A 14,170-nucleotide genomic window follows, 5' to 3' on the forward strand; every position below is an offset into this window, starting at 1 on the left:
ACGACCGGCACCGACGAGGACCCATGCGATCCACACGTACTGCGTTCAACCGACTGTTACTGCTGACTGTGGGTGTACTCGCCCTGGTCGCGCCGATCGTCGCCGCACCGCTCGCAAGCGCCGACCCTGTCGCCCCCACCGCGATCCGACTCGAGGGCGCCAAGAACTTCCGCGACATCGGCGGCTACGAGACGTCCGACGGCAGAACGGTCCGCACCGGGCTGGTCTACCGGGCCAACAAGCTCACCTCCCTCACCGACGCCGATCTCGCGAAGCTCACCGCCGCGAACGTCACGCTCGACGTCGATCTGCGAAACATGTGGGAGCGCAAGGACGATCCCGACCGCCTCCCCGAGGGCGTCCGCTATCAGGTGGCCGACGTCGTCTCGTTCGAGCACGGCATCGCGTTCCACGAGTTCGTGCCGCTCACGCTGGGCCGCGCGTTGGTCGACGCGGCGGTGAACGGGTCGTCGGACATCGGCCAGTCCATCGGCTACCCGTTCATGGTCACCTACCGCGGCGCGGACGTCGCCTTCCGCGACCTGCTGACCGCGATCGCCGGCAACACCGACGGCGCCACCGTCTACCACTGCAGCGCAGGCAAGGACCGCACCGGCTGGGGCACCGCCGTCCTGCTCAGCCTGCTCGGCGTCCCGAAGGCCACCGTCTACCAGGACTTCCTCGCCAGCAACACGTACCTCGGTCGCGACGACGCCGTCGAGAAGTCGTGGCTCGACGCCGCATTCGCTCAGGTCGACCGGTTGTACGGTGGTGTCGAGAACTACGTGCGGAAGGGCCTCGGCGTCGATCAGCAGACCATCGACACCCTGCGGGCTCGTCTGCTCGTCTGACCCCCACAGCCTCGGAAGGGCGTGACCCGATGGATCCGATCGACCGACTGCGGGACGAGATCGCGCGGAGCGAACTGCTCACCGCGCCGCAGAGCGCCGACGGATTCGTCTTCGGTACCGGCCGGATGCGGTCCCTCGGAGCCGACGTCACCGTCAACGTCGACCCCGAACTCGACGACCGGTCCGACCTCGACACCGGTGTGCTGCTGGCCGCCGTCGAACGACTCCTCACGGTTACGCCGCACCAGTGGCACCGGATCGTCGACTCGATCGCCGAGGAGATCGAAGAGGCCGTCGGTGACCAGCCGATTCACGAGACCACCGACCTGCGCGACGACCTGTCACTGGAGTCCACAGTGGTCTTCCACGACGCGGTCCTACTGTGCTTCGCATCGCCGAAACAGTTCCCCGACAGCTGGATCCGCGCCCAGCTCGACGAGGAGCTCGCGGTCGACGAGGTCGCCGTGGACGAGAAGGACGACGACACCGAGGTCGTCGAGGTCGGGTCCCTCGACGACCTCCTGGACCACCTCTCCGAGGACCGCTAGGTGGGAGAGACGACCCGATCTGCCGCGCCTTCCCACGCCGCCCACAGCTGCGCGTAACGCCCACCCGCCGAGACCAATTCGGCGGGAGTGCCCTGCTCGACGATCCGGCCGTGCTCGAGCACCACGACCCGGTCGGCGGATGCCGCCTGGGTGAGCCGGTGCGCGACGACGAGCGTGGTCCGGCCCCGGGTAGCGGCGTCGGCGGCGCGCTCGAGTTCGCGGGCCCCGGCGCTGCCGGCCTCGGCGGTCGCCTCGTCGAGGATCGCCACGGCGGGATCGGCCAGCACCAGTCGGGCCAGCGCCAGTTGCTGCGCCTGCGCCGCCGTGAGCGCGTGCCCGCCCTCGCCGACGACGGTGTCGAGTCCGTGCTCGAGCGCGTCTACCCACGACGACGCACCGACCGTGTCGAGCGCGGCGGTCACCTCGGCGTCCGACGCGTCCGGGCAGGCGAGCCGCAGGTCCTCGACCAGCGGCCCCGCGAACACGTGCACCTCCTGGCTGACGATCGCGACGTGCCGGCGCAGCGACTCGGCGCCCAACTCGCCCAACGGCACCCCACCGATCCGCACCGTCCCCGACGTCGGCGGCAGCGATCCGGCCGCGAGCACAGCGAGGGTCGACTTGCCGGCGCCCGTCGAACCGACCAGCGCCACCCGATCCCCCGGCGCGATGTGCAGGTCGATGCCGTGCAGCACCTCGTGGCCGCCGTCGTAGCTGTGCCGCACACCGATCAATTCGAGGGACGCGTCGGCGGGTTCGGCGCCCGTCGCGGCGTCCTCCGTCTCCGGGATCCCGACGACGCCGACGAGCCGGGCGAGGCTCGCGCCCGCCGACTGCACCTCGTCGAACGTGTACAGCAGCGCGCCGATCGGGTTGAACAGACGATGGAACAGCAGCGCCGCCGCCGTCGTCTGGCCCACGGTCACCATGTCCTGCTTCACCAGCGCGAAGCCCACCGCGAGAATCACGGCGAGCCCGACGAACTCGGCGCGGTTGCCGCGTCCGGCGAACCGGGTGAACAACCCGAACACGCCGACCGAGAGGTCGCGGGCGTCGCCCGATGCCCGGTCGATGTCCCCCAGGTGTCGTTCCTCGAGGCCGTACGCACGGACCGTGCGCACGCCCTGCATGCTGCTGACGAGGGCCTGCGACCGCCGGCCCATCGCGACACGCTCCTGCGCGTACAGCGGGCCGGACCGCGGCAGGTACCAGCGCAGCGCCAGCATGTACATCGGCAGCGCGACCATGCCCGCCAGGCCCAGTCGCCAGTCGATGCCGACCATCGTCGCCATGCTCAGCACCACCAGCAGCAGCGACGAGACCAGGCTCGGCACGACGTCCGCGACGGCCTTGCCGATCACCGCGACGTCGTCGCCGACGCGGGAGAGCAGATCGCCCTTGCCGACCCGTTCGATCGTCGGGATGGGCAGGCGCAGCGCGCGTCCCACCACCTGCTCACGCAGACCGGCGAGCGCGCCCTCCCCGAGCCGCGCAATGAGATACGACCCGAGGCCGGTGAGCGCGCCGGCGACGACCGCGGCGGCCGTGATGACCGCGACGACACCGACGATCGTCGACGCCGGGGCGCCCTCGCGCACCCGGTCCACCAGGACACCGAACACGTACACCGGCACCACCGCGGCGGCGGCCGCGATCAGCCCGACGAGCAGCGTCAGCGCGGCCATCCCCTTGCGGCGGCCGAGCGCGTCGCGCAGCCAACGCCAACTGTCCGACGCCGACGCGATGGGTAGCAACTGCTGCTCCGGCGCGCTCATCGCAGCACCGCCTTCCGGTAGTTCTCATCGGTCGCGGACAGCCCGGCATGGGTGCCCTCGGCGGCGACGCGGCCGTCGACGAGGACCACGACGCGGTCGGTCACCGACAGCAGCGCGGGACTGCTGGTGACGAGGATCGTCGAGTGGGCGCGGGCGCCGTCGTGCCGGCTGGTGGCGATGCCGTCGGCGATCGCGTGCTCGGTGACGGCGTCGACCGCGGTGGTCGGGTCGTGCAGCACCATCACCGGCGCCTGCGCCGCGAGCGCCCGGGCGAGCGCGACGCGCTGCCGCTGACCACCGGACAGGCTCGCGCCCCGATCGGTCACCTCGTGCTCGAGACCCTCCGGATGCGCATCGACGACATCGACGGCGGCCGACGCCCGCAACACGTCCCGCACCGCGTCGTGGTCGGCGTCGGGCGCCCCGGCGGTGACGTTGGAGTGCACGGTCCCGGCGAACAGGTCGGTGTGGTGCGGCTCGACCAGCACGGTGCTGCGCGCGTGCGTGAGGCCCAGATCGGCCAGCGCGACGCCGCCGACCCGGATCTCCCCGTCGTAGCGATCGGGGGGAACCTGCCCGGACAGGACGTCGGCGAGCGCCTCGGCGTCCTCCGGCCGATACGCGACGACGCCCAGCAGTTCGCCCGGAGCGACGGTGAGATCGACGTCGGTCAACGACCGGTAGGCAACCGACCGCAGTTCGACGTCGCTCGCGCCGGACGGCTCGGTGCCGCCGGCCGGCAGCAGCGGTTCGGCGTCGAGCACCAGTGCCAACCGATCCGCCGACGCCCGCGCGTTCGCGTAGAAGCCGGGCACCCGGGCCAGCATGCCGAGTGGTTCCACGATGAACTGCGACAGACCGACGACGGTGATCAGCTCACCGACCGAGATGCGGCCGTCGAGCGCGAACCAGCCCGCGAACCCGGCCACCGACACCGCGAGCAGCGCGCTGACCGTCATCGACACCCCGACGAACACCCCGGTCGCCTTCGCGGCCCGCATCGTCGCGGCGAGCGCGTCCCGGCTGACATCGCGGTAGCGCCGCGCCGCGGTCGCCTCCGCCCCGATCCCGCGCAGCGGCCGCAGGCCACTGACCAGATCGGTGGCCATTCCGGCGGCCCGCGCGGTGGTGGCCTGCTGAGCGGACGCCCGACGCGTGATCAGCGGCGCCGCCAACTGCAGCAGACCGAGCATGACGGGCGTACCGACGAGCACCGCCAGACCGAGCGTCACGTCGATCCACAGCAGCGCGATCGCCGACGCCACCATCGCCGTCAGCGCCGCCGCGACGCGGGGCACGACGTCGAGGATCCACGCCTCCTTGTCGGCGTCGGACGTCGAGACCGTCAGCAATTCACCCGCGCGCAGGTCGGTCCGCACGCCGCGCGGGTCGAGGATTCGGCCCGCGACCTCCACCCGCAACCGGTGCGCCTCCTGCTGGACGGCCAGCACGATGAAGCGTGCGCCGAACCGCCACGCCGAGGTGAGCACGACAAAGAGAACGGCGAGCGCGGACAGCCACACGATCAGCGCCGTGACGTCCCCGGTCTCGACCGCACGGTCGACGATCACGCCGATCGCGATCGGGACCGCCGTCTCGGCGACCTGATGCAGGCTGACCAGGGCCGTCCCCGCGAGCAGGCGCCCCCGATTCCGTGCCAGCGTGCGGCGCAGAACCGCGGTACCACCTGCCATCAACCCTCCAGCCCTCGACAACAGCGTAGGTAAGTAGACCCTAACCCGACGGTGAGTGGCGCCGACCGGGGCGGTTCTCATAGAGTCGCAGTCAGGAACTACCTGCTAGTCAAGTAGCAGCAAGCCGGAAGGAACAAGATGGCCGCGAAGACGACCGCCGAGAACGAGATCGCGGACGAGGACCTCGAACCCGTAGCCGACGAAACCGCTCGACAGGCTCAGCGGGTCGTCGCCGCATACGCCACGGATGCCGACGAGTGCCGCATGCTGCTCTCGATGCTCGGCATCGCGCCGGCCGCCAAGCTCGACTGACGCACCACAAACCGAGGAAAGAGTAGGGGTATCCGTGGCTGAGCCTTCGGAATTATCGACAAGTTCCGAGGGCGCAGCGAGCGCCGAGCAAGGCGGCACCGACCACGGAGGCTCAGGCTTCGTCGTCGTCGCCAATCGCCTTCCGGTCGATCTCGAGCGACTCCCCGACGGCACGACCCGCTGGAAGCGCAGCCCCGGCGGGCTCGTCACCGCTCTCGAACCGATCCTGCGCAGCAACAAGGGCGCGTGGGTGGGTTGGCCCGGCGTGGCCGACGTGGAACTCGACCCGATCGTCGAGGACGGTCTCGACCTCTACCCCGTGCCGCTGAGCGCGCAGGAGGTCGCCGACTACTACGAGGGCTTCTCCAACGCCACCTTGTGGCCGCTGTACCACGACGTCATCGTCAAGCCGGAGTACCGGCGTGAGTGGTGGAACGCCTACGTCGAGGTGAATCGTCGCTTCGCCGAGGCCACCTCGAAGGCGGCCGCCGAGGGCGCCACCGTCTGGATCCAGGACTACCAGCTCCAGCTGGTCCCCAAGATGCTGCGGATGCTGCGGCCCGATCTCACCATCGGCTTCTTCCTGCACATTCCGTTCCCGCCGGTCGAGCTGTTCATGCAGATGCCGTGGCGGCGCGAGATCGTCGAGGGCCTGCTCGGCGCCGATCTCATCGGCTTCCACCTCCCCGGCGGCGCGCAGAACTTCATGTTCCTGGCCCGCCGTCTCGCCGGCCAGCAGACCTCGCGGGGCACCGTCGGCGTCCGTTCCAAGCTGGGCGTCGTGCAGGTGGGCTTCCGCACCGTCCGCGTCGGCGCCTTCCCGATCTCCATCGACTCCGGCAAGCTCGACGAGCTGTCGCGCCGCAAGTCGATCCGGGACCGCGCCAAGCAGATTCGCAAGGAACTCGGCAACCCGAAACACATCATGCTCGGCGTCGACCGCCTCGACTACACCAAGGGCATCGACGTCCGCCTCGACGCGCTGTACGAGCTCCTCCAGGAGGGACGCGTCGATCCCGCCGACACCGTGATGGTGCAGCTGGCCACGCCGAGCCGCGAACGCGTCGAGAGCTACGTGCAGATGCGCGGCGCGATCGAGCAGACCGTCAGCCGCATCAACGGCGAGTACGCCGAGGTTGGCCGTCCGGTGGTGCACTACATCCACCGCCCCATCGGCCGCGACGAACTGATCGCGTTCTTCGTCGCCTCGGACGTCATGCTCGTGACGCCGCTGCGCGACGGCATGAACCTCGTCGCCAAGGAGTACGTCGCGTGCCGCAGCGATCTCGGCGGCGCCCTGCTGCTGAGCGAATTCACCGGCGCCGCAGCCGAACTCCGTCAGGCGTTCCTGTGCAACCCCCACGACCTCGACGACGTCAAGGACAAGATGGAGGAAGCACTGAACCAGGACAAGGAGGACGGCCGACGCCACATGCGCGCCCTGCGGCGCCAGGTCCTCGCGCACGACGTGGACCGCTGGGCCCGCTCGTTCCTGGACGCACTCTCACAGCAGGGTGTCGCCGGATCGGCACTGCTGCCCGCGGACGGCGACTACGCCGAGTAGCACTCCGCACCAACGACAACGGGCTCCCGCGTTTTCACGGGAGCCCGTTGTCGGGTTTGGGGAGCTCGGTCAGATCGGTGTCAGCCAGTTGATCAGCCAGTCATCGCCGTCCTTGACCATCTCGACGCGCACACGGCTGCCGCTGCTGACGGCCTCGGGCGACTCGGAACTCGTGGTGATCTGGTTGAGGTAGAGCAGGGTCACCACACGGTCTGGTTCAGCCTCGACCACCGACTTGGCCGACGACGTCACCTGGACGTCGATGGCCTTCTCCTGAGCACCTGGGGCGATCGTCTCGTCGACCAGCTTGAGGTACTCGGTCTTGTAGCCGTCGGTGAGTCCGTCCGCAGCCGCGTGCAACTGGTCCCGAGCGGTGTTGTGGTTGTACGCGAGCATCGCGACGACCTTGCCGTCGACGACGTCGAGAACCTCGCTGCGTGCCTGCTCCGTCGCGTCGGTCTCGCGCATCCCACCGGGGCCCCAATACAACCAACCGGCCACGCCCGCCAGCGCCACGATGGTGACCGCCACGACGATGGTCAGGATCTTCTGCAGTTGCGTCACATTGCTTTTCACGGCACGAACTCCACATTCGATGCGAGCAGCTTGCCGCCCTCGTCACAGATCACGACGCGGAGGCGGAAGGACTTGCCGACCGGAGCAGCGTCTGCGTTCTTCTGATTCGCGCTCACCGCGACGAGCGACGTCTTGCAGTTACCGTCCTCGCTCTCCAGGCCGGCCTCGACAACTTCGCCCGTCGTGCTCACGTTGAGCTTGGAGACAACGTTGGCAAAGTCGTTGAGCCGAGCGTCGAGATCCTCACGTAGCGGCCCGGTGGTGCCCTCGAACAGCTTGTCGAGATCCTCCTTCGCCGAATCCGAGCGCAGCGTACTGATGTTGATCGCAGTCTGCCGTGCCACCGAAACGTAGTCGGCTCGCTCCGCCGCGAGGTCGGACGCCTGCTTGCGGTCGATCAGCATTACCGTGATCGCCGCGATGAGAGCCACGATCACGACACCCGCCAGCACTGCCAGCACCACATGCGCCCGTGAACGCCCGGCCGAAGGCTCGACCGAGACGAACTCGCCGTCGCGATTCGGTTCTGCAGGGGAAGGGAACTGCGTACCCTGCGGGGCCGCCTCCTCCCCACCGTGATCCGCCGCTGCTGGCTGCGCGTACGCCGAACTCGAATTCTTCTCGAGCACCACACCACCTGCCGACGGTGTCGGCGCCTTGACCTCTGAATCAGTCGGCTCGGCCCCCGAGGGACCCGCCGGACGCGAGGAACGGCGGCGAGCCCGCCCGCCCACCTCGCGCTCGGCAGCCTTGTCGATCGTCATCGCCCTTGCTGGCCCTTCATAAGATCCTCCAACGACTCACCCGTGTTCCCACCGAGATTCGGCTGCGAGTAAGTCCTCCCGTCGGTGCCGATGTATGTACCCGTCACCGGATCGTACCGACGCGCGGCCGTTGTGGCACCCGGCGAGACCGGACCTGCGACCGGCTTGTCGTTCGCCGATGCCACCGGCTGTGGCGGCCCGCGCCACGGGTTGGTGCCCTCGGGCACATAGCCGTTGCGGCAATCCTCAGGCGTCGGCGCGCGCCGACCCGGGAACTCCATACACGGCAAGTTGCGAGCACCACGGATGGCGTTCGGATCGGACTGATCGACCTTGCAGAACAGGTCGCCCGGAGTGTCGACCACCGAGAGATCCGCCGGGCTACGCCACTGATCGGCCGGCAGGAAGCCTGTGGTGCACGGCGGTGGGTCGTTCAGCTGGAGATGGAAGTCGACTACCGCACCGTCCTCCGGCGGCCCCTGGCCCGCCGAAGTTGCGAGCGCCGCGGTCAGAGGCGGGTAGAGCACGAGGATCTGCTCCAGACCCGCGTTGTAGATCACGCCCACCTCACCCACACTCACGAGATTCGCGAGTAGCAGCGGAAGCGTCGGCTTCAAATCCTGCAGGAGCGCATTCGCCTCCTGGGCCGCACCTGGACCCTTCTCGATCACCGCGCGCAGATCCGGATCACTGACGCGAAGCTGATCCGTGAACGTGACCAGATTCCGAGTCCACGAACGGATCGCGTCACTGCTCACCACCTGGGTATCCAGCAGCGGCCCCGCCTGCTCGATGAGCGTCTTGGTGGCGTCGCTGTTCTTGTTCGCCTCCTCGACGAACAAACGGGCCGAGTCGATCAGCCGCTGCAGATCCGGACCGGAACCGTTGAACGCCTTGAACGCTTCGTCGATCACCGTCTTGAGCCGGGTGTCGGAAATGCTGGCCAACAGCAGGTCCGCCTGGTCGAGCATCGCGCCCACGTCCTGCGGCACGCTGGCGCGGTCGGCCGGAATCACGTCCCCTCCCGACAATCGGTCGGAGCTGTCGGCCCCCTCCGCCGGGATGAGATCCACGAACTGCTCGCCGACGGCAGACACGCTCTTCACCTGGGCATCGACATCGACCGGGATAGGGTAACCGCCGTCGATGTTGAGAACGGCCTCGACTCCGTTGTCGGACAGTCGAACCTGCTCGACCTTGCCGACCGTCGTGCCACGGAAGGTGACGTTCGCGTTGCGGTACAGACCACCGGTCGACGGCAACTCGACGGTCACCTTGTACCGCCCGATTCCCGCTATGTCCTGCAACCGGACGTACTGGGTAGCCATCACGACCAGACCGATAACGGTCAGTATCGAGAAGATCACCAACTGAATCTTGACGAACTTCGAGAGCATCATGGTGCCGGCGCCCCCATCGGTAGACCTGGAATGTTGATCTGAGGCAGGCCGGGAATCTGGATAGCGCCGGGCTCAGCCGGCTGCGGTGCCGCAGACTCCGCCGGCGCGGCGGCTGGTTGCAATGGGCTGCGGAGCGGATCCTGCGCCTGGCCTGCCACACCCGCGTCTTTCGCGAGAATGCCCTCCGGCCCACTCAACTTGCCCGCCATCGTCGTACCGAACAGGAAGTTCTTTTCGATTCGAGGTGCCGTCAGGTCGATCGTCATCGCCAGGTTCGCGTAGTCACCCTGGATGACGTTGTTGATGCCCGCCTGCGGGAACGGGAAGGTCAGCAGCACGCCGAGCACGCCGGTGAGGTTCTCCCCCGAGTTCGCCAATGCCGCCAGAGTGGGGACGAGCGCACGAACGTTGGTCGTGAAATCCTCACCGCTCTTCTCGATCAAACGATTCGCGACTTCACTGAGCTCACCGAGCGACACCATCGCGTTGGTGATGTCCTGACGCTGAGCGACCAGGACCTCGAGCGCCGGTGGGATTCCCTCCAGCGCCTTCGAGATGGTGTCCGTCTGCTTCGCGGCGGTAGCCGCGAGTCGGTTGACGCCCTCCATCGCCGAGACGATTTCGTTCCGCTGCTTGTCGAGACTCCCGACGAGCGTGTCCAACTGCGGAAGCAGGTCCCGCACCGAGTCCTCGCGGCCGTCGAGCGCCTTGTTGAGCTCGGAGGTGATGTCCTGGAGCTGCGCGATACCGCCGCCGTTCAGCACCACCGACAGCGACGACAGCGTCTGCTCGGTCGTGGGGAACGTGCCGGCCCGGTCGAGCGGGATCAGGTCACCATCGGAGAGGCGGCCCTGCGGGGCTATACCGACGGGCGGTGCCAATTCAACGTGCTGGGAGCCCAGCAGGCTCGTCTGCCCGATGCTCGCCGTCGCGTTGGCCGGAAGGTCGACGTCGCCGTTGAGCGACACAGTGACCAGAGCGTGCCAGCCCTGGACCTCGATCTTCGAGACGCTACCAACAGCGACGTCGGAGACCCGGACGGGTGAATTCTGCGTCAGGGTAGTCACATTCGGCATCTGGATCTGGACCTCGTAGGCGCCCTCGCCGTGCCCCTGCGCGCCGGGAAGGGGCACCGAGTTCAGTCCCGACCACTCGCACCCGGACAACACCAGCGTTGCCGCCAGCGCAGTCGCGGTAAGTCCCGCGCGTCGCGCGGTGGAGAACCTGGTCATTGGCCACCTCCCGGCTGCATCAGCCCGGTCAGATCCTTCGGCACCGAAGCGCTCGGTGCCAGGTCGAGTGGGCTCTTGGCAGCGGCAGTCGTTCCACCGCCTGCCGGGAGCCCCGGCTCCGTCGCCTGCACGTCCCCGGGATTCGCGAACTCGCCGATCCCCGGATTCGTAAGGATTGGAGGGTAGTTCATCGTCATCGATTCGAGGACCGGCCCCAACTGCTGCTTGCAGAGATCAGCGCTGCGCTCCGCGGTCGGCGTCGCCGCCGCCTCGACGGCGCCGCAGAGGAATGCCACCGGGTTGCGGAAGTTACTGAATGCCAGGGCACCGGTCAAACTGCCTTGCCTCGGCTTGTAGATCTGGTAGAAGTTCGCGAGCGATGTCGGCCCGGCGTGCAGAACCCGCTCGATCTCCGGGCGCTTGTCCGCAAGAACCTGCGTCGCATCGGCGAGGCGCTGCACCGACTCGGAGAGCCCGTCACGGTTGTCCGCGACGAATCGCTGGATGTCGCCGACTGCGAGGTTGAGATCACTGAGCGCGGTGCCGAGTTCGTCGGAACTGGTCGCAAGCAGATCCGACACCGATGCGAGACGTCCACCGAACTGAACGATCTGCTGATTGCTGGACGCCAGCGCCGACACGAATGCCTGCAGGTTACGGATGGTAGAGAACAGGTCCGTCCGACCCTCGGACAGAGTGTGCATCGTGTCCGAGAGCTCCCGAAGGGTCCGGCGCAATGCGTCGCCGTTTCCTTCGAGGTTGGCGCCGGCGGTGTCGATGAAGCGAGCGAGCGATCCCTGATCGTCCATACCCTCGGGCCCGAGGGCGGTCGAGAGCTTCGTCAGCTCCGTCTTGATCTCGTCCCATTCGACGGGCACCGCGGTGCGCTCGAGCGGAATCGTTGCGCCGTCCGGCAACTCCTCGCCGCCGCTGAACACGGGAGTCAACTGCACGAATCGGGACGACACCAGGTTCTGCGCCACGATGACGGCCTTGGCATCCGATGGGATTCGGACGTTGCTGTCCACATACATCGTGACCTTGGCGTCGCTGTCGCTGGGCTCGATCTTGTCGATCTTCCCGACCTTGACGCCGAGGACACGGACGTCGTCGCCCTCGTACAGACCGGTCGTGGAGACGAAGTGGGCGTACACCTTGTTCTTACCGAACCCGGGCAGCAGGAGCACCGCGGCACCGAGTCCCACTGCCGCGACGAGCGCGATCACGAGGCCGGGAACCAGCCACTTGCGCCACGTGGGCGTCCTCGACGTTTGCACATCGATGTCGCGATCCACGGGATCGGGATTGGAATCCTGCAGCGCGTGCACGTCTTCTCCCTCCGCCGCAGGTGATTCCGAGGGTCCGGTCGAGTCGTAGATCATTGTCCCGGCTCCCTCGTGTACGGCTTGGACTCAGGGATGAGATCCTGCAGGTCCTGTGGCAGCTGCTCCGGCGCGAGCCCGGCGTCGATCGCGGTCTTCCACCACATGCTCGGCAAGACGTTGGATACGTACGCCTTGAAGTACGGGCCACTCGCGACAGTTTCGCCGAGCGCACCGATGTACGGCCCGAGACCGTCGAGCGCATCGGCGATGTTCTGCTTGTTGCGCTGGAGCACTGCGGTCGCCTGATTCAACTTGTCCAGTGTCGGCCCCATCTGGGCCTGGTTCTCCTGGACCAGTCCCGACAGCTGACGCGACACGGCGGACGTGTTGACGATCAACTCGTTGATCGCATCACGCCGGCGGTCGAGTTCGCCGAGGAGGTCGTTCCCATCCACGATCAGCGCATTGATCTGATCGCTCCGGTCGGAGAGCACCTTGGTGACACCCTCCGCGCGCTTCAGCAACTCGAGCAGGCTCTCGTCCCGCTCGTTGATGCTGCGCGAGAGCCGGGTGATGCCGTCGAGCGCCGAGCGCAGCTCCGGCGGGGTGTCCTCCAGCGCACCGGAGATCGCGTCGAGCGACTCGTCCACCAGGCCGGTGTCCAGGTCGGAGATCGTGGTGCCGAGGTCGCCGAGGGCGTCGGTGAGCGAGTACGGCGAATTGGTCCGCTCGAGCGGGATCGTATCGCCGACCCGTAGCGTGCCGGAGCCTTCCGGTGCCACCGCGAGCGACTTCCGCCCCAGAACGGTGTTGGTCTTGATATCCGCGCCGGTGGCGCCACCGAGGACGATTCCGTCGGAGACCGTGAAGGTCACGAGGACCTGTTGGTCGTCCAGCTCCAGCTTTTCGACCTTGCCGACGTTGACACCGGCAACGGTGACGTTGTCGCCGACCGCCAGACCACCCGCGTCTGCGAAGGCTGCCGAGTAGCGGGCACCGCCCGAGAGGAACTGAAGTTGGTCGTACTGCAGCGTCGCCAGCACGGTCGCGCTCGCGACCGCGACGCCGATGATGCCGACCCGCACCAGATTTCTTTCACGATGTGGACTCATTCGACTTTTGCACACCTCCCCGTGGTCTGTTCCGCCGTGGGCAGAACGACCGTCGAGCCATCTGATGCGGTGAACTTGAAGGTGTTCTGGCACAGGAAGAACTGGAAGAAGTCACCATAGGAACCGACTCTGATCAGCTTCTTGTAGTCGCCGGGCAGCCTGGAGAGTGCCGTGTCGATGTCGTCCTGCCCCAACACCAACTGGTTCGCCGTGCGATTGGTCTGCTCGATCAGCGCCTGGATGTCCGGTCGCGTACCCTGCAGCAGGTTCGCGAGCGAGCCTGTGGCCCCGGCGATCTCGGGGATCGCCGCGCCGATCGGGCCACGATCCTGAGCGAGTCCGCTGACTAGCTGCTGCAACTGGTCGATCGTGGTCGAGAACTGATCGCCCTTGTCGTTGATCGTGCCCAGGACCGTATTCAGGTTGGTGATCACCTCTCCGATCAGCTGATCGCGATCCGCCAGCGTGTTCGTGAAAGAACTGGTGCTACCGAGGAGCGAGACCAGGGTTCCGCCCTGCCCCTGAAACACCTGCAGAAGCGCGGCCGAGAGATCGTTGACCTGCTTCGGATCGAGCGAACGCAGCAGCGGTTTGAAGCCGCCCAGCAGGAGGTCGAGGTCCAGGGCCGGCGAGGTCTGCTCGAGGGGAATCGATCCGCCCCCGCTGAGCGGCTCCACCGAGCCCTGCCCCTCGAGGAGCTCGAGGTACCGGTCACCGACGAGGTTCTCGTAGCGCACAGTCGCCTTGGTGCTCTTCAGCAACGTGAACTGGGAATCGACGGCGAACTTCACCTCGGCGTGGTTGTCGTCGTCGACACCGACGGACTTGACCGCCCCTACGGGGACACCCGCGATGCGAACCTTGTCGCCGGATTTGAGCCCCGAGGAATCGGCGAACGTGGCGTGGTACCCCTCCGAACTACTGAACCGGAACTGGCTGAACACGATCGCCAGACCCGCGAAGACCAAGGCCATCACCGTAGTGAAGATCAGCAGTTTGACTGTTGTGGCTCTCATA

Annotated in this window: 13 protein-coding genes; 4 read left to right on the plus strand and 9 right to left on the minus strand. The window is 67.4% G+C overall.

Going from position 1 to position 14,170, the window contains the following annotated elements:
- Positions 1-23 precede the first annotated feature (23 nt).
- Both LCL87_RS04365 and LCL87_RS04370 read left to right on the plus strand, forming a co-directional pair.
- On the plus strand, positions 24-851 hold the full coding sequence (locus LCL87_RS04365) for a tyrosine-protein phosphatase (protein ID WP_225017056.1): 828 nt from the start codon (positions 24-26) through the stop codon (positions 849-851).
- A 29-nt stretch (positions 852-880) separates the two neighbouring features.
- On the plus strand, positions 881-1,399 hold the full coding sequence (locus tag LCL87_RS04370) for a cytochrome C5 (protein ID WP_225017058.1): 519 nt from the start codon (positions 881-883) through the stop codon (positions 1,397-1,399).
- Here the strand turns inward: LCL87_RS04370 and LCL87_RS04375 are convergent.
- A complete protein-coding gene (locus LCL87_RS04375) occupies positions 1,396-3,174 on the minus strand; it encodes an ABC transporter ATP-binding protein (protein WP_225017060.1) in 1,779 nt (592 codons plus the stop codon). The genes LCL87_RS04370 and LCL87_RS04375 overlap by 4 nt on opposite strands.
- On the minus strand, positions 3,171-4,868 hold the full coding sequence (locus tag LCL87_RS04380; RefSeq protein WP_225017062.1) for an ABC transporter ATP-binding protein: 1,698 nt from the start codon (positions 4,866-4,868) through the stop codon (positions 3,171-3,173). The genes LCL87_RS04375 and LCL87_RS04380 overlap by 4 nt, the downstream gene beginning before the upstream one ends.
- 138 nt (positions 4,869-5,006) lie before the next feature.
- Here LCL87_RS04380 and LCL87_RS04385 point away from each other — a divergent pair, with 138 nt between their 5' ends.
- Together LCL87_RS04385 and LCL87_RS04390 are read left to right on the plus strand one after the other, a co-directional pair.
- Entirely contained in the window at positions 5,007-5,180 is a 174-nt protein-coding gene (locus LCL87_RS04385) for a hypothetical protein (RefSeq protein WP_225017064.1), read from the plus strand.
- A 34-nt stretch (positions 5,181-5,214) separates the two neighbouring features.
- On the plus strand, positions 5,215-6,744 hold the full coding sequence (locus LCL87_RS04390) for a trehalose-6-phosphate synthase (protein WP_225017066.1): 1,530 nt from the start codon (positions 5,215-5,217) through the stop codon (positions 6,742-6,744).
- A gap of 69 nt (positions 6,745-6,813) precedes the next feature.
- Here LCL87_RS04390 and LCL87_RS04395 read toward each other — a convergent pair whose 3' ends face one another.
- The 7 genes from LCL87_RS04395 to LCL87_RS04425 all read right to left on the minus strand — a co-directional run bounded on the left by LCL87_RS04395 (position 6,814) and on the right by LCL87_RS04425 (position 14,169).
- Positions 6,814-7,320, minus strand: coding sequence for a mammalian cell entry protein (locus LCL87_RS04395; RefSeq protein ID WP_225017067.1), 507 nt, complete (start codon positions 7,318-7,320; stop codon positions 6,814-6,816).
- A complete protein-coding gene (locus LCL87_RS04400; RefSeq protein WP_225017069.1) occupies positions 7,317-7,952 on the minus strand; it encodes an Rv1363c family protein in 636 nt (211 codons plus the stop codon). Before LCL87_RS04400 ends, LCL87_RS04395 begins: the two co-directional genes overlap by 4 nt.
- Positions 7,953-8,080: 128 nt before the next feature.
- Positions 8,081-9,484 (minus strand): MlaD family protein, encoded by a 1,404-nt coding sequence (locus LCL87_RS04405; protein ID WP_225017071.1) that lies wholly within the window; start codon positions 9,482-9,484, stop codon positions 8,081-8,083.
- Positions 9,481-10,716 carry an MCE family protein gene (locus tag LCL87_RS04410; protein WP_225017073.1) on the minus strand — a complete coding sequence of 412 codons (1,236 nt, stop codon included), beginning with the start codon at positions 10,714-10,716 and terminating at the stop codon, positions 9,481-9,483. Before LCL87_RS04410 ends, LCL87_RS04405 begins: the two co-directional genes overlap by 4 nt.
- Positions 10,713-12,098, minus strand: a complete 1,386-nt coding sequence (locus LCL87_RS04415; RefSeq protein WP_225017075.1) for an MCE family protein — start codon at positions 12,096-12,098, stop codon at positions 10,713-10,715. Before LCL87_RS04415 ends, LCL87_RS04410 begins: the two co-directional genes overlap by 4 nt.
- Positions 12,095-13,153: an MCE family protein gene (locus tag LCL87_RS04420; RefSeq protein WP_225017077.1), complete on the minus strand. Its 1,059-nt coding sequence runs from the start codon at positions 13,151-13,153 to the stop codon at positions 12,095-12,097. The genes LCL87_RS04415 and LCL87_RS04420 overlap by 4 nt, the downstream gene beginning before the upstream one ends.
- Positions 13,150-14,169 (minus strand): MCE family protein, encoded by a 1,020-nt coding sequence (locus LCL87_RS04425; RefSeq protein WP_225017079.1) that lies wholly within the window; start codon positions 14,167-14,169, stop codon positions 13,150-13,152. The genes LCL87_RS04420 and LCL87_RS04425 overlap by 4 nt, the downstream gene beginning before the upstream one ends.
- Position 14,170: the final 1 nt, after the last annotated feature.

This window comes from Prescottella equi (assembly GCF_020171745.1).
GTDB classification, from domain to species: Bacteria; Actinomycetota; Actinomycetes; order Mycobacteriales; family Mycobacteriaceae; genus Prescottella; species Prescottella equi_A.